This is a genomic window from Bradyrhizobium sp. SZCCHNR3119 (assembly GCF_032487775.1).
In the GTDB taxonomy this organism is placed as follows: Bacteria; Pseudomonadota; Alphaproteobacteria; order Rhizobiales; family Xanthobacteraceae; genus Bradyrhizobium.
Map to the genome: position 1 here is coordinate 924,983 of NZ_JAUEUV010000001.1, position 14,057 is coordinate 939,039.

General features: G+C 62.5%; 24 protein-coding genes. 6 read left to right on the top strand and 18 right to left on the bottom strand.

Annotation, left to right across the window (positions count from 1 at the left end; translation table 11 throughout):
* Positions 1–6: 6 nt before the first annotated feature.
* The 7 genes from QX034_RS04355 to nifH form a co-directional block, all read right to left on the bottom strand.
* On the bottom strand, positions 7–852 hold the full coding sequence (locus QX034_RS04355; protein WP_315704630.1) for an electron transfer flavoprotein subunit beta/FixA family protein: 846 nt from the start codon (positions 850–852) through the stop codon (positions 7–9).
* 250 nt (positions 853–1,102) lie between these two features.
* Entirely contained in the window at positions 1,103–1,438 is a 336-nt protein-coding gene (gene nifW / locus QX034_RS04360; protein WP_315704631.1) for a nitrogenase stabilizing/protective protein NifW, read from the bottom strand.
* A complete protein-coding gene (cysE, locus tag QX034_RS04365) occupies positions 1,435–2,226 on the bottom strand; it encodes a serine O-acetyltransferase (RefSeq protein WP_315704632.1) in 792 nt (263 codons plus the stop codon). Before cysE ends, nifW begins: the two co-directional genes overlap by 4 nt.
* A 2-nt stretch (positions 2,227–2,228) precedes the next feature.
* Positions 2,229–3,437, bottom strand: coding sequence for a homocitrate synthase (gene nifV, locus QX034_RS04370; RefSeq protein WP_315704633.1), 1,209 nt, complete (start codon positions 3,435–3,437; stop codon positions 2,229–2,231).
* A gap of 250 nt (positions 3,438–3,687) precedes the next feature.
* Positions 3,688–4,182, bottom strand: a complete 495-nt coding sequence (irrA, locus tag QX034_RS04375) for an iron response transcriptional regulator IrrA (RefSeq protein ID WP_315704634.1) — start codon at positions 4,180–4,182, stop codon at positions 3,688–3,690.
* A gap of 11 nt (positions 4,183–4,193) precedes the next feature.
* Positions 4,194–4,934 (bottom strand): nitrogen fixation protein NifQ, encoded by a 741-nt coding sequence (locus QX034_RS04380; RefSeq protein ID WP_409977574.1) that lies wholly within the window; start codon positions 4,932–4,934, stop codon positions 4,194–4,196.
* Between the two features lie 94 nt (positions 4,935–5,028).
* Positions 5,029–5,925 carry a nitrogenase iron protein gene (gene nifH, locus QX034_RS04385; protein ID WP_315704635.1) on the bottom strand — a complete coding sequence of 299 codons (897 nt, stop codon included), beginning with the start codon at positions 5,923–5,925 and terminating at the stop codon, positions 5,029–5,031.
* A gap of 407 nt (positions 5,926–6,332) precedes the next feature.
* Between nifH and QX034_RS04390 the strand changes: the two genes are divergently transcribed.
* Together QX034_RS04390 and QX034_RS04395 are read left to right on the top strand one after the other, a co-directional pair.
* Complete coding sequence (locus tag QX034_RS04390; protein WP_315704636.1) at positions 6,333–6,764, top strand: response regulator; 432 nt, start codon at positions 6,333–6,335, stop codon at positions 6,762–6,764.
* A 1-nt stretch (position 6,765) separates the two neighbouring features.
* Positions 6,766–7,185: an ArsC/Spx/MgsR family protein gene (locus QX034_RS04395; RefSeq protein WP_315741932.1), complete on the top strand. Its 420-nt coding sequence runs from the start codon at positions 6,766–6,768 to the stop codon at positions 7,183–7,185.
* Between the two features lie 17 nt (positions 7,186–7,202).
* On the opposite strand, the gene QX034_RS04400 is transcribed toward QX034_RS04395, so the two are convergent.
* Genes QX034_RS04400 through QX034_RS04410 form a run of 3 tightly spaced genes read right to left on the bottom strand, consistent with a single transcriptional unit; the run spans position 7,203 to position 8,171 of the window.
* The gene (locus QX034_RS04400) at positions 7,203–7,562 is read right to left on the bottom strand and encodes a (2Fe-2S) ferredoxin domain-containing protein (RefSeq protein WP_316195023.1); all 360 of its coding nucleotides are present in this window, start codon (positions 7,560–7,562) and stop codon (positions 7,203–7,205) included.
* The gene (gene grxD, locus QX034_RS04405; RefSeq protein ID WP_315704639.1) at positions 7,559–7,888 is read right to left on the bottom strand and encodes a Grx4 family monothiol glutaredoxin; all 330 of its coding nucleotides are present in this window, start codon (positions 7,886–7,888) and stop codon (positions 7,559–7,561) included. The genes QX034_RS04400 and grxD overlap by 4 nt, the downstream gene beginning before the upstream one ends.
* Positions 7,889–7,937: 49 nt before the next feature.
* On the bottom strand, positions 7,938–8,171 hold the full coding sequence (locus QX034_RS04410) for a BolA family transcriptional regulator (protein ID WP_315704640.1): 234 nt from the start codon (positions 8,169–8,171) through the stop codon (positions 7,938–7,940).
* Positions 8,172–8,440: 269 nt separating this feature from the next.
* On the opposite strand from QX034_RS04410, the gene QX034_RS04415 reads away from it, so the two are divergent.
* From QX034_RS04415 to QX034_RS04430, 4 genes are all read left to right on the top strand, one after another.
* Positions 8,441–8,920 (top strand): hypothetical protein, encoded by a 480-nt coding sequence (locus QX034_RS04415; RefSeq protein ID WP_315704641.1) that lies wholly within the window; start codon positions 8,441–8,443, stop codon positions 8,918–8,920.
* Positions 8,921–9,037: 117 nt separating this feature from the next.
* Positions 9,038–9,403 carry an iron-sulfur cluster assembly protein gene (locus QX034_RS04420; protein ID WP_315704642.1) on the top strand — a complete coding sequence of 122 codons (366 nt, stop codon included), beginning with the start codon at positions 9,038–9,040 and terminating at the stop codon, positions 9,401–9,403.
* Positions 9,404–9,449: 46 nt separating this feature from the next.
* Complete coding sequence (locus QX034_RS04425) at positions 9,450–10,208, top strand: dienelactone hydrolase family protein (protein ID WP_315704643.1); 759 nt, start codon at positions 9,450–9,452, stop codon at positions 10,206–10,208.
* Positions 10,209–10,220: 12 nt separating this feature from the next.
* The gene (locus QX034_RS04430; protein ID WP_315741933.1) at positions 10,221–10,481 is read left to right on the top strand and encodes a hypothetical protein; all 261 of its coding nucleotides are present in this window, start codon (positions 10,221–10,223) and stop codon (positions 10,479–10,481) included.
* A gap of 154 nt (positions 10,482–10,635) precedes the next feature.
* Here the strand turns inward: QX034_RS04430 and QX034_RS04435 are convergent, their stop codons facing one another.
* Genes QX034_RS04435 through QX034_RS04470 form a run of 8 tightly spaced genes read right to left on the bottom strand, consistent with a single transcriptional unit; the run spans position 10,636 to position 14,057 of the window.
* Complete coding sequence (locus QX034_RS04435; RefSeq protein ID WP_315704645.1) at positions 10,636–11,064, bottom strand: group II truncated hemoglobin; 429 nt, start codon at positions 11,062–11,064, stop codon at positions 10,636–10,638.
* Positions 11,065–11,084: 20 nt separating this feature from the next.
* Positions 11,085–11,252, bottom strand: coding sequence for a hypothetical protein (locus tag QX034_RS04440; RefSeq protein WP_315704646.1), 168 nt, complete (start codon positions 11,250–11,252; stop codon positions 11,085–11,087).
* Between the two features lie 20 nt (positions 11,253–11,272).
* The gene (locus tag QX034_RS04445; protein WP_315806426.1) at positions 11,273–11,590 is read right to left on the bottom strand and encodes a DUF6156 family protein; all 318 of its coding nucleotides are present in this window, start codon (positions 11,588–11,590) and stop codon (positions 11,273–11,275) included.
* Positions 11,591–11,629: 39 nt separating this feature from the next.
* Complete coding sequence (locus QX034_RS04450) at positions 11,630–11,848, bottom strand: hypothetical protein (RefSeq protein WP_315704648.1); 219 nt, start codon at positions 11,846–11,848, stop codon at positions 11,630–11,632.
* A 17-nt stretch (positions 11,849–11,865) separates the two neighbouring features.
* Positions 11,866–12,174, bottom strand: coding sequence for a 2Fe-2S iron-sulfur cluster-binding protein (locus QX034_RS04455; protein WP_315704649.1), 309 nt, complete (start codon positions 12,172–12,174; stop codon positions 11,866–11,868).
* 29 nt (positions 12,175–12,203) lie between these two features.
* Positions 12,204–13,418 (bottom strand): DegT/DnrJ/EryC1/StrS family aminotransferase, encoded by a 1,215-nt coding sequence (locus tag QX034_RS04460; RefSeq protein WP_315704650.1) that lies wholly within the window; start codon positions 13,416–13,418, stop codon positions 12,204–12,206.
* A complete protein-coding gene (locus tag QX034_RS04465) occupies positions 13,415–13,684 on the bottom strand; it encodes a hypothetical protein (protein ID WP_315704651.1) in 270 nt (89 codons plus the stop codon). The genes QX034_RS04460 and QX034_RS04465 overlap by 4 nt, the downstream gene beginning before the upstream one ends.
* Positions 13,685–13,700: 16 nt before the next feature.
* Positions 13,701–14,057, bottom strand: coding sequence for a DUF3024 domain-containing protein (locus QX034_RS04470; protein ID WP_315704652.1), 357 nt, complete (start codon positions 14,055–14,057; stop codon positions 13,701–13,703).

The following is a 14,057-nucleotide window of genomic DNA, read 5'->3' on the forward strand; positions in this document are numbered from 1 at the left end:
TGTCCGTCAGAAGCCATGTGCCGACGTCACCAACTCGGCTTCGAGCTTCGGCTGTCGCTTGAAGAGCTCTTCGATCAGCGCGTCTGCCGGCGCCCGATTGGAAAAATCGACGAAGGTGGCCTTCTCTGCGCGCGCCGACGGCGCAAAGACGCGTTTGACGATGGTCGGCGATCCCTTCAGGCCGCATTTCGAAATATCTTCCACCCCCGCGTCCTTGGCGCTCCACGTCACGATCTGAGCCCGCGCCGCGCGCAGGGCATCGATCATCGCGCCTCGGCGGATCTCGTTGGTGGCTTCCAACATCGTGACCAGACAGGGCAGCTTGGTCTTCAGCACCTGGACGCCGCCCTCGGAACGGCGCTCTGCCTCGATGGTGCGCGCGACAGGGTCAACCTCGCAGATCTTGGCGACGTAAGTGAGCTGCAACAGGCCAAGGCGCTTGGCGATACCGGGCCCGACCTGAGCGGTGTCGCCGTCGATGGTCTGCTTGCCTGTGAAGACGATATCCGGAGCGCCAAAGGTCTCGCTGATCTTGCGGATGGCGGTGGCGAGCGCATAGGTCGTGGCCAGCGTATCGGCACCGGCGAAAAAGCGATCGGTCAGCAGCACGGCCCGATCGGCGCCGAAGGTCAGCGCCTTGCGCAGCGAATCTTCCGCGGACGGCGGCCCCATGGTCAGCACTGTCACTTCGCCGCCGAACTTGTCGCGCAGCTGCAGCGCGGCCTCGAGCGCGAACAGGTCGTAAGGATTGACGATGGTCGGCACGCCCTGGCGCATGATCGTGTTGGTGACGGGGTGGACCCGGATCTGCGCGGAGTCCGGAACCTGTTTGATGCAAACCACGATATGCATGTGATCACTCCCGAGCGTGGGGCCTGCACGAGAGGACAGCAATTGTCGTACCAGTTTTCGTCATGCCGAATATCGACGCTGATTCAATTACTTCGAGAGCGCCCCTGATCTGTTGCTCAGCTTTTTTGCAGAGGTCCGACAGGTCGGATGCAGCACGCGTCGGGAATGCGACAGAGGTGAGAAAGAACAAAGCCGCCAGCATGAACGACATGCTGGCGGCTCTTTGGAATCGTTCGCGATTGTTGAAGAACTACTTCAGCGTAGTGAGCGGCACGAAAGGCTTGGGCGCCGGCTTCGGCGGCGCCACCGCTTCCTTCAGGACCTTGAACACGCGTTGATCCAACGGCGTCGAGGTGATGAAGTCCTGATAGGCCTGTTCGAGGAATGATTTGCAGCGCGCTGCGGCTTCATCATTGGACGCGCCGGTAAAATCTTCGCTAACGAGATATTGTCCCATGCGGCGCAGAATATGCAGCCGGCAGACGTTCAGGACCTTGGGATCGTAGTCGACGTCCAGGAGCTTGAAGAAGTCCTCGGCAGCCGAGGTCTTGTTCAGCTGCTCCAGCACATCAGGCATTGCGGTCATGAGTTGGCTCCTTGCATCAAAACGGGATCCGCCTCACAGGCGCTTGTGGGCGCCGGCGCAGGCGGGCCATGGCGCAGCCGCTGTTTAACGTGTGCGAGCTGCGCCTCGAGAAATTCGATCCTGTCCAGCATCACCGAAAGCGCCTCCCCTACGGGGTCCGGCATCAGATGATGGTCGAGGTCGATGCGGCCGACGGTGCGGCGATGAGTGAACTCCGGACGCACGACCTTGGCCGGGATGCCGACCACCGTAACATCCGGCGGGGTGCCCTGGATTACGACGGAATTGGCACCGACACGCGTGCGCCGGCCGACCGTGATCGGCCCAAGGATCTTGGCGCCAGCCCCGACGATCACCCCGTCTTCCAAGGTCGGATGCCGCTTGCCCGGTGACCAGGAGGTGCCGCCGAGCGTTACCCCGTGATAGAGCGTCACATCGTCGCCGATCTCGGCGGTCTCGCCGATCACGACGCAGGCGCCATGATCGATGAAGAAGCGGCGCCCGATCTGCGCCCCTGGATGAATGTCGACATTCGACAGGAAACGCCCGAGCCAGGACAACAGCCGCGCCGGGAAACGCCAGCCGCGGCTCCAGAGCCGGTGCGCCAGGCGATGCCAGATCAGGGCATGGATGCCGGGATAGGTCAGCAAGGTCTCGAATTCGCTGCGCGCCGCCGGATCGCGCGAACGGACGCAGCCGATGTCCTCGCGGATCAGTCCGAGCAGCGAGGGCGTCTTGACGACGATCGCGAGGGGTTTGGTGACGTCGGTCTGGCTGAGATCACTCATGACTAGGCAAGGCTCGCAACGGGATGATCACAGACCTCGCGCCAGATCGCCGCGACAGCTTCCTTCGGTACCGGCCCCTTGATGGTGACCGCATGCTTGCGCACATGCGCGAGAATCCGCTGCGCCTCGTCCGCGCTGGCCGGCAGCCGCAGGTCCGACAGCAGCGCGGTGATCGCCGACAGGCCGGAATGCTTGCCGATGACGATCCGGTTGGAGCGACCGAACAGGGTCGGATCGAGCGCCTGATAAGTCCGCTGATCCTTCAGCAGCCCATCGACATGAATGCCGGATTCATGGGTAAAGACATGTTCGCCGACGATGGCCTTGTTCAGCGGGATGGCACGGGCGGCCGCGGCGGCGACCACCTTGGCCACGTTGTCGAGCTCGGCCAGATCGACGCCGGTCTCGCGGCGATAGAGCTGCCGCAGGGCAACCGCAACCTCTTCCAGCGGAGCGTTGCCGGCCCGCTCGCCAAGCCCGATCACGGTGACCGAGGCATGAGTCGCTCCGGCCTTGATGGCTGCGAGCGTGTTGGCGGTCGCCAGGCCCAGATCATCGTGACCATGGAATTCGAGTTCGAGATCGGTGGTCGCACGCAATGCGGCGACCAGAGCATAGGTCGCATCGGGATCGAGCACGCTGAGCGTATCGGCAATGCGAAACCTTCGTGCACCGAGCGAGCGTGCGGTGGCGATGACTTCGGCGAGGAATCCAACCTCGGCACGCGATGAGTCCTCGCCGCCGACCGCCACATCCAGCCCGCGCTCACGGGCATAGCCGACCACCCGCTTCAAGAGCTCCAGCGCGTCCCGGCGTCCACCACCGAGCTTGGCTCCGATCTGCACGTCCGATGTCGGAATGGACACGTTCACCATCGAGACACCTGCGGCGATGGCAGCATCGACATCGGCCTCACGCATCCGGCACCAGCTGATGATGGTGGCCGGCAGGTCGGCCTCGACGATCGCCCTGATCGCTGCGATCTCGTCAGCGCCCATTGCGGGGGTGCCTGCCTCGATCTCCGGAACGCCGGCATGTGCCAGCGCGCGCGCGATCGCAAGCTTCTCGCCGAGCGCAAAGGCGACCCCCGGGGCCTGCTCACCGTCGCGCAAGGTGGTGTCGTTCAAGATCACCGGCGGCGCCGGATGATTGACCGCAGAACCGGCCTCTCGGACGATTTGGTGCCCACGCTGTCCGGGAACATCAGGCATTCACTTGGCTCCTCGCAACCTGCATCCGGGGTATCGGAGCGAGCGCCCGCCAGCCGGCTGCGGGTTTAAGGGAGCAACGGCCATGCCAGCCGCCTAAAATTCACCTAAGAATTTGAAATATAATAAGATTTCTATCTTCTGCTATTTGTCGGTTTCGCGACAGGGTCATGAATGCAACGCGAAGCAAAGCGGCCATCCCGTCGGCCGGAGACTTGCGAGAAACGCGCCTCCCGGCCAGCCCGGCAGCAGCTCAGGCGTGCCGCCTGCGACGCAGATGGATGACGACATCCACCCGCTCCATGCCGTAGCCCGGTAGCGGCTCCGGCAGATGATCGAAGCCGACATCCTCCGGCACATCGACCAGCACGCCCTCATCCTCATAGAAGAAATGCGGATGGACCGTAGTGTTGGTGTCGAAGAACGACCGCGATCCATCGACGCCGATCTGCCGTAGCAGGCCGAGCTGAGTGAACTGATTGAGCGTGTTGTAGACGGTAGCCTGGGAGATCTTCATGCCACTGGCGACGGCGGCCGCGTAGAGCGCGTCCGCGGTCACATGGCAATCGCCGTTCCCGAACAGGAGCCGGCTGAGCTGACGGCGCTGCTGGGTCGGCCGCAGTCCCGCCTGGCGTAGCGCCTCCTCACAGCGGCGCAACAGCATCTCGCCCGTGGCGCAGAGATCCGGCTCCGCGCACCCGGCCGCATCAACCGCGCAGGAAAAGCCGAATTGCGTCTCCGTGAACATCCCCACATACCTTAAGCCGTCATCGCGGCACCTGCGGCCGCCTCCTGCAGGGCGACCTGACGGCGGCGTTCCGCCATGCGACTTTCGCCGCTTTCTTCCCCGAAGCATTGATCGAAATCATTGCACTGGGTGCAGACCGGCGTCGTACACATGACGAAACCGTCGTCTTCGCAGAGCATCCGGTAGAAGAAGCGCTTCCAGCGCATATTCCTGGTGTTCCGGCTGGCGAGCGGGGCAAAATGCCGCATCAGGAGCCGGGTGAGTTCCGAGCGCTCGCGCAGCCCCAGGTCTTCCCAAAGATGATTCGGTTCCATCGCGCGCCGCGCAACCATCGCGGCGAGCCAGCGGCTGACATCACCTTCGGTCGAACGCTGCGACAGCAACAGATCCCGCACCATTGCGATCTCGTCATCGTCCGGCGCAGCGACGGCTCCGGTGATCGGCAGCCAGGACGAATCGACGGCGGCGGAAGGAAAGCACTGCGCCAACAGCGTGATCAGTTCGACGGTGGACAGGCCGACACGTTCCGCGAGCGAGCCATGCTCCATGGCCGACACCGCAATGATCGAGGCGACGACATGATGATCGAAGCTACGGTCGCCGTCGATCTCGGCATCAGCCGGATCCGATCCTGTAAGCAAGCGGTAGATCTCACGCCCGTAGCGTCGTGCGTCGTCTTGCGTGGCGTGCTCGCCGTGTCCGTCGGGCACAGACGGAGCGAGCGGAGCGGCAGCTTGCATCGATGTTGCCATGGCAGACTCCAGGTGTCCCTCGCGCCCCTTCGTCCAACGCTCTAGCAATGAGGTGCCGGCCTTCCGACGGGTGGAAGGCCGGCACCAAGACTGCTTAAGCCGTTGCGGCGAGGTCGGCGGCAGTCTTTCCGATCTGGGACTCGTCGACCGCTTTCATGATGCCGTGCTCCATCAGCATGTCTTCGAGCTCGTCCATCGTGATCGGGGTCGGGATGATGCCCTTGCCGGCATTGTTGTGAATCCGGGTCGCGAGTTCCCGGTAGTGGCCGGCCTGAACCGAATCCGGCGCATATTCCAGCACGGTCATGCGGCGCAGCTCGGCGTGCTGCACGATGTTGTCGCGCGGCACGAAGTAGATCAGCTTGGTGCCGAGCTTCTTGGCCAGGGCTTCCGCCAGCTCCAGCTCCTTGTCGGTCTGGCGCTCGTTGCAGACCAGGCCGCCGAGGCGCACGCCGCCCGAATTGGCGTACTTCAGAATCCCCTTGGAGATGTTGTTGGCGGCATACATCGCCATCATCTCGCCGGACATCACGATGTAGATTTCCTGCGCCTTGTTCTCGCGGATCGGCATCGCAAAGCCGCCGCAGACCACGTCGCCGAGCACGTCGTAGGACACGTAGTCGATGTCCTCATAGGCGCCGTTCTCTTCCAGGAAGTTGATCGAGGTGATCACGCCGCGGCCGGCGCAGCCGACCCCCGGCTCCGGACCGCCGGACTCGACGCAGCGGATGTTCTGATAGCCGACCTTCATCACCTCTTCGATCTCGAGGTCCTCGACGCTGCCCGCCGCAGCCGCCAGGCTCAGGATCGTGTCCTGCGCCTTGGCGTGCAGGATCAGGCGGGTCGAGTCCGCCTTCGGGTCGCAGCCGACGATCAGGATCCGGTGGCCCATCTGGGCCAGCGCCGCCAGCGTGTTTTGCGACGTCGTCGACTTGCCGATGCCGCCCTTGCCGTAAAATGCGATTTGTCGCAGTGACATTCTGCTCTCCATCAACCGATTGCCAATGTCCCGCATGCATCAGGCGATGCGAGACCTCGTCCCTATCTCTTCAGAACCGGCAGACGGGTTATTGGGAAGGAGAGCATCGCTCGTCCGAAGCGTCGGCGTGCACCCAGCCCTCAACCATTGCCTGGCAACCCGTTTTGCAACCGACGTGCCAGAGGGGCTGCTGCGTCAAAACCGACGCGTTTCTAATGAGATGCATAAATTACCGCGGCCTGCGGCTGCTTGTTGCAAACCTGACATCGGAACGCCTTGCAAGAGCGATCGACTGCCTCGGCTGTTGGAAAGAACACAACAGACGCGCCATTCTCGCGCTCCAGCACGCGGAACAGAACTTGCTAGAAAATGGCTGCACGCTTTGCGGACGTGCGCGCGGCCATCTTCAGGAGAATGCGATGCAGATCGGCGTAGAAACAGCGAAAGCAGTCGACCAGCGGCGGGTATTCGTGATCGACGAGGACGAAATCACACGCGCTGCCCTGCAGTTCATGCTTCATGACGAGATCGAAACTCACGAACTCGCAACCCCTGAGGAAGCCTATGAGAAGGGCGTCGAATGGTTGACGCCTCATGTCGTGATGCTCGGCGTCTCATTCCTCCAGCAACGCGGCCCGGAGCTGGTCCGCGAGATCCTCGCGAAATTCCCGGGCGTACGCGTCCTGATCGTCACCACCAAAGCCGAAGAAGCCGTCGCGATCGAGGGCCTGAAGGCCGGCGCGCACGGCGCGGTGATCAAGCCATTGACGATCGAAGCGGTGCGCAAGAAGGTCGACACCATTCTCGGCCGCGCCGGCGGCGCCACGTTGGTCCAGCTCGGCGGCTTCTGACATGACGTTGGTCGTGTTCTACGAGAAGCCGGGCTGCGGAACCAATGCGCGGCAGAAACTGATGCTGGAGCGCGCCGGCCATACAGTGATCGCTAAAAATCTACTGTCGGAGCCGTGGACAGGAGAGCGACTGCGTATCTTCTTCGCGGACACCCCGGTATCAGCCTGGTTCAATCCGGCCGCTCCGCGGATCAAATCCGGAGAGATCAAACCGGAGGCGATCGGCGCCGTTGCCGCCATCGACCTGATGCTCGAAGATCCGCTGCTGATACGCAGACCCTTGATCGAGGCCGACGGCCAATGCTGCGCCGGCTTCGAGCGCGAGCCGGTGCCGTCATTGTTGGGTCATCGCGATCTCGACGATGTTCAGGGCTGCACGCACCAGGACGCTTCCACGACTCCCTGCCCGGAGCCGCGCTAAGCGGCTCCGGATTGGCTTTATCGCTTCAACACCATCACGAGCCGTTCGACACGCTTGCCCTGCTTGAAATGGGACTCGACAATCTCGTCGATGTCCTCAGGGCTGGTCGGCCGATACCAGATGCCGTCAGGATAGACCACCATCATCGGACCGGCGCTGCAGAACCCGAAGCAGCCGGCGGCAGTCACGCCGATATCGGTCAGCCGCTGCGCTTCGATGGTCTTGGTGAGGCGATCCCACAGCGGCTGCACGCCGAGCGCACCGCAGCTGCCGCGCGGATGTTGCGGCGGCCGCTGCGTCAGACAAACAAAGGCGTGATACTTGTAGAGCTGCGGAATCTCGAAATCGTCGTCAGCCTCGATGGTAACCTCGCTCATGACGCCGCTGCCTTGATGCCCTTCTCGGCCAGCAGCGTCCCGAGCTCGCCAGCCTGGAACATCTCGCGTACGATGTCGCAGCCACCGACGAACTCGCCCTTGACATAGAGCTGCGGGATAGTCGGCCAGTTCGAGAATTCCTTGATCCCTTCACGGATGAACGGATCGGCGAGGACGTTGACGCTCTCATACGGCACCTCGAGCTTGGCCAGGATCTGTGCCACGGCCGCGGAGAAGCCGCATTGCGGCGCCGCCGGCACGCCCTTCATGAAGAGAACGATATCATTGCCGTCGATCAGCTTTTGAATGCGTTCGGATGTCGACATTTGTCCGATCCTTTCACCTCTGGATGCAACCGTTCACTTCGGCGGCATTTCACTTCGGCAGCGCCGTCTCGAGCGCCAGCGCGTGCAGAATACCGCCCATCTGTCCCTTCAGCGCCGCATAAACCATCTGATGTTGCTGCACGCGACTCTTGCCGGTGAAGGCGGCTGACGTGATCCGGGCGGAATAGTGATCGCCGTCGCCCGCCAGATCCTCGATCACGACCACGGCATCCGGAAACGCATCCTTTATCATGCGCTCGATATCAGTTGCGGCCATCGCCATCGCAACACACTCCTGCTGGAACGATGGCGCTCATGCAAGGTCCGAACCAATCGCGAAAACGCTGTTGAAAGCAGCTTCGTAGTCGCACCGAATGGACTCCGCCCTGCGGCTTGCGTCGCATTTGCGACAGGCGCGCGTTTGGGAGCGCAATGCAGCGTACCAAATGCAACATGCGAAAGCGGCTCAGCCGGTTCTCGTCTGCGCAACGCGCGCACCAGGCGGCGCAAGAACGGTCCGCGTCTTGCAACGCATTGATCGAGGTCAATGCAATGCTCGAATTGGTGTCCGAACCCGACACGATCAACTTCGGCGACCTGCCGGACGAGATCGACGCGCTGTTGCAGCAGGGTGTCGCTGCCTATCGGCGCGATCATGCGCGAGCCGACCGCCTGTTCCGGCAGGCGCTCGCGGCGGCGCCGGCAGAGCTTCCGACCTATTTCTGCCTCTACAAGATCCACACCTATCAAGGCAATCTCGACGAGGCCAAAGCGGTTGCCGAGCTCGGGCTGCAAGAGGCGGCGCGTCAAGCCGGCTGGTCTCACGATTGGCGGCAATGGACGCCACAAACGCCAATTCCCGACGGCGCCGGCCGCTTCGCGCTCTACACCCTGAAAGCCCTCGCCTTCATTCACCTGCGCAAGGATGAACGCGACCACGCGCGGCAGATGCTCAACGCGCTACGACAGCTCGATCCCGCCGGCGCCGTCGGGTGGCCGGTCGTCGCGGCGCTCGCCGATGGCATCGGTTAAGGGAGGGGGCGGCATGGCACTTCGTTTGCACAATCAGGACGAGGACCTTCCTAACACCATTGTGCCTGTCGGGAGCTTCAATCCCGACCAGGGCACGGATCAGAGAGGAGAACTCGCATGAACGACATGCAAGCCGTCACCGCTCCAGCCAATATGTCGACAACCATGGCCACGGGATCACGGGACGCAGCCGAAAGCGTCATCGCAGCGCTCCGCACGGTTTACGATCCCGAGATCCCCGTCAACATCTATGACCTCGGCCTGGTCTATCGCATTTCCCACCAGGGCGGCGGTGCCGTCGAGATCGACATGACGCTGACCGCGCCCGGCTGCCCGGTGGCCAGCGAAATCGTGCGCATGGTCGAAGAAGCCGTTTCAAGCGTCGATGGCGTTCAATCGGTCAAGGTGACCTTGGTGTTCGAGCCGCCGTGGGACAAGTCGCGGATGTCCGAAGACGTCGCGTTGGAGCTTGGATTGTTATAGCGCGCCGCGCGCGCTGCTTGGGCCGTATCGGATAAGGGAGCTTCGCATGGCTACAGAAAGCACGATCAAGCTGACCGCCAATGATGGACACACGTTCTCGGCCTATCGCGCCGATCCGGCAGACACGCCCAAAGGGGCGATTATCGTACTGCCCGATGCCGCGAACGACGAGGGCAAGATCCGCAAGGTGGCCGAAGGCTTCGCCGCGAGCGGCTATCTTGTGATCGCCCCTGCTCTCTCGGAGCCTGCCACGCCGGCTCAGGCAGATGGTGACGGTGAGGCGACTGCTCCTTCCGATCCCGCAGCGCCCCTCTTCGCCGAGCTTCAATCCACGGTCGACAGTATCAGCGACTGCGGCAAGATCGCAGTGATCGGCTATGGCGTCGGCGGAGGTCTAGCCTACACCGCGGCAAATCGCGTTACGGGACTCGCCTGCGCCGTCTCCTATTACGGCACCGGGATCATCGAGAACGCCGGCGCGAAGCGGAAAATTCCAACTCTTCTCCACTTCGGTGAAGCCGATGCCGTCGTTCCCTTCGCCGAAGTCGGCCAGTTCAGGGCCTACCATCCCGAGGTAAGCGCATTTTCCTATCCCGGGGTAGCGCATGATTTCGATGACGACGGCACGAGCTATGATGAGACCGCAAGCAAGCTTGCGCACGACCGGACCATGACCTGGATCTCCCAATATGTCGTCGGCCAGCCGCCGGTCGCCTTGAAAAACGCGGGCGCCTACGCCCTCGCCAAGACCGACAAGAAAAAGAAGAAGAAGGCAGACGACGACATGGGTCCGCCGATGGACTGAGGGAGGAGCGCGATGCTGCCGACCACGATCCTGATCGACGAGCGGCCGCGCTGCGTGGTGCGGCCCAACGACACCAAGGATCTCAACCGGTTCATCCGGAACGGCAAGCCGTATCTGCTCGCCGACAAGCCGGACGGCAAAATCACCCATCGCAATGCCAGCGACGCCGAACTGTCGCAATGGCAGAACGCGCTGGCGCTGCATCGCGCCTGGGGCGGCGACGATGAGAGCTTTTTCGGTGTGCCGTTGTGTGCACCGGTCATAGATCCATAGGGGGAAGGCGGCACCGGCCGCATTTGGTCGCGTCGATCGAAGTGCGCCGTGCCCGCCAGTCCATCGATGTCATCGGCGACACAGTCGGTGGGTAAGCTTCGCCTTGCCGGCCCTAACAGCCGTTGCTCATCCTGCCGTCTCGTGAAATCTCAACTCAAGGCCGTGCTGCGCGCGCATCGTGCGGATTGCCGGCCTGGTTGCGCATCCAGTCCGCGAGCTTGGTCATGGCGGCATCGACATCCTGCCGCGCTTGCGCGTCGGCCACGGTCTCCTCGAGCGCGCCACGCATGCAGAGCAACCAGGCGTCGCGCTCGGAAGCTCCGATGCTGAAGCCCATATGGCGCTGGCGGAGCCGCGGATGACCCTTCTCCGGCGAGTAGAGTTTTGGGCCGCCCAGCCATTCCGAAAGATACCGCTTCAAGGTCCGCTTGGTCGGTCCGAGATCGTTCGGGTGCATGTCGCGGATCACCTTGGCTTCCGGCAGGCTGTCCATGCGCCGATAGAAGGCTTCGACCAGCCGGTCGACGATGATGGCACCGCCGATCCGCTGATAGGGTGTTACGACCGTTTCCGTCTCGGACATCAGTGCTTTCCGCTCTCTTGCTACTCGTCCATGCTGGGCTGCAGGATCACCTCGGCCGGCGCGCCCGGCCCCTGCTCGTCGATGAGCTGAAGCGCGTCAACCCGGGAGAGTCCTGCGCCGCTGTCCATCAGGACGATAGCGTCCCTCGGCATGCTCGCAAGGGCCTCGATCAACTTGGCAACCGTCACGGATCCGGCTCCTCCACACGTTACGCGTTGGCGACCCCGGCAATCTGAGCTCCAGTGTCGTCGAAACGCAACGTCACCGGGTCCTCATCCAACATCACGATCTCTGCGCGGCTCAACGTACCGTTGGCGTGATAATGATACCGATGGATGAGCTCGATCTCGCCATAGACCACCTTCTCGAAGCCCATCAAGGCGCCGGCGCGATCGAAGTAGCCCCGGATGAAGGTGTTGCGGTTCGACAGCTGGTCCGGCGCGATCGCGTTGACGAGCCGTAGCGGCAGCCTGACTCCGGTATAGGACACAAAGAAACGCGTGTCCTGCTCCACACCGCTTGTCATGCTGGCCGCCCAGACTTCATAGCTTCGCCGGTCGCCCTATCAGGACGCCACAGCGGTCTTCAGGGCGTCGACCTGCTCGCGTGCAACCTTGAACACGCCACGCCCCCCCGCGAAGGTCTGATACGCTTTCATGCCGATAGCATCGCTCAGCCGGTCGAACCATTGCTGTGGCGTAAGTCCGGACGGACGCTCGCCGATCTCAGCGACGGTGCCGTCCGAGGCGAACCTGACATGAACCACGACGTTCTGCTGTTCCATCTGATCCTCCTTACGCGTCACAGACCCGAGGCAAAGCCCAGAAGTTCGATCTTGACGTTCTCGGTGCCGAGGATCGTCGCCTGGCAAGCCAAGCGGGACTTCGAGCCGACGCCGACGATGGTGTCGAGCTTCTCGTTCTCGAGCTTTGCGACCTTGGAGACGCCCTTGCGGCCTTCATGCACGAAGATGTGGCAGGAGCCGCATTTCGCCTGTCCCTCGCATTTATGCTGGATTTCGATATTGGCCCCGAGCAGCGCAGCGAGGATGGTCGTTCCCTCGCCGACTTCGATGGTCTGGCCCGCGGGCATCACCGTCAAGGTTGTCATTGGATTCTCCTTCTCCAGTTTGACTTGCTCTAATAGATTGCCGATCCTGCACCGACATTGACCGATGCGTCCTTCATCGTCGCAACGATAAAGGCGATCTGGTCGGCGGTGAGGTGGACGTGGAACGGCAACGCCACGACGCGATCTGCGACCTTTTCCGTCACCAGATAATCGCCGCGGCGATAGCCGAGATCGAAATAATGCCGCTGCAGATGCAGCGGATTCGAATAAGCAACCGCTTCGACCCGCTCCACCCGCAGATCCTCGACGATCGAATCACGGCTCGACCGCGAAAAGCGCGTGCCGAGGTGCACCTGATAAAGAAACCAGTTCACATCCGTGACATCGGGTCCGACATAGGGGTCCTTGATGCCTTCAAACGATTGCACCTGGCTGTAATAAATCTGCTCGATCAGCTTGCGGCGCTCGAGGATCTCCTCGATCCGCTTCAGCTGCGCCAGACCGAGCGCTGCCGTCACGTCGCTCATGACCGCATGGTGAGATGCCGCGCTGCTGACAACGACCGAGGCACGCTCGTCCAGACGATGCGATCGATGCCGCCGCATCGCGACCGCGAGATCAACGTCATCCGTGACGACCATGCCGCCCTCGCCGCAGGTCATTGCGAAGGGCTGGCCGAAGTCGAAAATGGCGACCTCGCCGAAGCTCCCGACCAGCGCTCCCTTATATTTCGAGCCGATCGCCTCGGTGGAATCTTCGAGCAGCGGCAGCCGGTGCTTCTTCGCCATTTCGCGCAAGTCAGTCCACTGCGCCGGATGGCCATTGGTGTTTCCGACCACGATCGCCTTGGTCTTCTCGGTGATCCGTGTCTCGACCTTGGCCGGCGCGAGCGTGCCGGAATAATAGTCGATGTCGGCAAACACGGGGCGTGCGCCCACGATGCTGATCGCATGCGCGATCTCGCGAAAGGAATAGGACGAAGCAATCACCTCGTCGCCGGGACCGATATCGTAGGCCTTCAACGCGATCAGGAGCCCAAGCGTGCCGCTCGGAACCGCGATCGCATATTTGCGGCCGAGATAGGCGGCAAACGCGGCCTCGAACTCTTCGACCAACGGACCGTTCGACAGCCGCGGCGAACGCAAGCTCGCCTCGACCGCTTCGATTTCGGCCACCGTGATGTCGGGATCCGACAGCGGAATGAACCCGGAACTCACGGGGGTGAGGACCGTCTCCTCGTCGTCGATCCTGTCGGCATCGTGAACCAAGACCGGCTTGCTCATGATCGCTCGCTCCGTTTGGCCAGGATCAGCCCCGTCGCTCGCGCCGGATCGGCGGTCACCTGGGCGCAGTGGTCGCTGGCATCGAGCAGATGCAGATCAAAGGCGGGATAGCTGCGGAACGGCGCTTCCGTCACGTCGGAGGCATCGCATCTGGTCAACGCGAGATGCGGAAACCGCTTCCGGAGTTCACCAAAGGCAAGGCCGCTCGCGTCGGGCCCGGTGAGGACCTGCTCGATCTCGCTCAATTCCTGCTCGGCAAGTGCCATCGCCCGTCCCTTCGCTCTACTGCCAGAATATCCGTTCCGGATCGAGGTTCAGCTCGTGCAGAGCCGCGGTCAGCCGCTGATGCACGCTGTGCAAGTCCCAGGCGCCTTTGCCGTGGTCTTTCCAGAGCAGCCGCCACATCCCGTTCACCCGATCGTGGCAGAGCAGTGCGACATCGACGATGCCGCCGGCCTTGTCGATATTGCGCGAGCAGCACGGGCTTTTGATATGATAGCCGTCGGTCGCCGGCTCGACGAAAGGTTCGACATAGCGATACCGCTTGCGCGATTTCAACGCGCGCTCGATCCGCTTGCGATCCAGTTCGTTCGGATGCGCAGGAATGATCGGCAAGGATTTGATCGCGATGGCAGCCAT

Excerpts from the sequence above, each read along its gene's own strand:
- QX034_RS04355 (WP_315704630.1), bottom strand. The coding sequence starts at position 852 with ATGCATATCGTGGTTTGCATCAAACAGGTTCCGGACTCCGCGCAGATC.
- nifW (WP_315704631.1), bottom strand. The coding sequence starts at position 1,438 with ATGACCGCAATGCCTGATGTGCTGGAGCAGCTGAACAAGACCTCGGCT.
- cysE (WP_315704632.1), bottom strand. The coding sequence starts at position 2,226 with ATGAGTGATCTCAGCCAGACCGACGTCACCAAACCCCTCGCGATCGTC.
- nifV (WP_315704633.1), bottom strand. The coding sequence starts at position 3,437 with ATGCCTGATGTTCCCGGACAGCGTGGGCACCAAATCGTCCGAGAGGCC.
- irrA (WP_315704634.1), bottom strand. The coding sequence starts at position 4,182 with ATGTTCACGGAGACGCAATTCGGCTTTTCCTGCGCGGTTGATGCGGCC.
- QX034_RS04380 (WP_409977574.1), bottom strand. The coding sequence starts at position 4,934 with ATGGCAACATCGATGCAAGCTGCCGCTCCGCTCGCTCCGTCTGTGCCC.
- nifH (WP_315704635.1), bottom strand. The coding sequence starts at position 5,925 with ATGGAGAGCAGAATGTCACTGCGACAAATCGCATTTTACGGCAAGGGC.
- QX034_RS04390 (WP_315704636.1), top strand. The coding sequence starts at position 6,333 with ATGCAGATCGGCGTAGAAACAGCGAAAGCAGTCGACCAGCGGCGGGTA.
- QX034_RS04395 (WP_315741932.1), top strand. The coding sequence starts at position 6,766 with ATGACGTTGGTCGTGTTCTACGAGAAGCCGGGCTGCGGAACCAATGCG.
- QX034_RS04400 (WP_316195023.1), bottom strand. The coding sequence starts at position 7,562 with ATGAGCGAGGTTACCATCGAGGCTGACGACGATTTCGAGATTCCGCAG.
- grxD (WP_315704639.1), bottom strand. The coding sequence starts at position 7,888 with ATGTCGACATCCGAACGCATTCAAAAGCTGATCGACGGCAATGATATC.
- QX034_RS04410 (WP_315704640.1), bottom strand. The coding sequence starts at position 8,171 with ATGGCGATGGCCGCAACTGATATCGAGCGCATGATAAAGGATGCGTTT.
- QX034_RS04415 (WP_315704641.1), top strand. The coding sequence starts at position 8,441 with ATGCTCGAATTGGTGTCCGAACCCGACACGATCAACTTCGGCGACCTG.
- QX034_RS04420 (WP_315704642.1), top strand. The coding sequence starts at position 9,038 with ATGAACGACATGCAAGCCGTCACCGCTCCAGCCAATATGTCGACAACC.
- QX034_RS04425 (WP_315704643.1), top strand. The coding sequence starts at position 9,450 with ATGGCTACAGAAAGCACGATCAAGCTGACCGCCAATGATGGACACACG.
- QX034_RS04430 (WP_315741933.1), top strand. The coding sequence starts at position 10,221 with ATGCTGCCGACCACGATCCTGATCGACGAGCGGCCGCGCTGCGTGGTG.
- QX034_RS04435 (WP_315704645.1), bottom strand. The coding sequence starts at position 11,064 with ATGTCCGAGACGGAAACGGTCGTAACACCCTATCAGCGGATCGGCGGT.
- QX034_RS04445 (WP_315806426.1), bottom strand. The coding sequence starts at position 11,590 with ATGACAAGCGGTGTGGAGCAGGACACGCGTTTCTTTGTGTCCTATACC.
- QX034_RS04450 (WP_315704648.1), bottom strand. The coding sequence starts at position 11,848 with ATGGAACAGCAGAACGTCGTGGTTCATGTCAGGTTCGCCTCGGACGGC.
- QX034_RS04455 (WP_315704649.1), bottom strand. The coding sequence starts at position 12,174 with ATGACAACCTTGACGGTGATGCCCGCGGGCCAGACCATCGAAGTCGGC.
- QX034_RS04460 (WP_315704650.1), bottom strand. The coding sequence starts at position 13,418 with ATGAGCAAGCCGGTCTTGGTTCACGATGCCGACAGGATCGACGACGAG.
- QX034_RS04465 (WP_315704651.1), bottom strand. The coding sequence starts at position 13,684 with ATGGCACTTGCCGAGCAGGAATTGAGCGAGATCGAGCAGGTCCTCACC.
- QX034_RS04470 (WP_315704652.1), bottom strand. The coding sequence starts at position 14,057 with ATGGCTGCCATCGCGATCAAATCCTTGCCGATCATTCCTGCGCATCCG.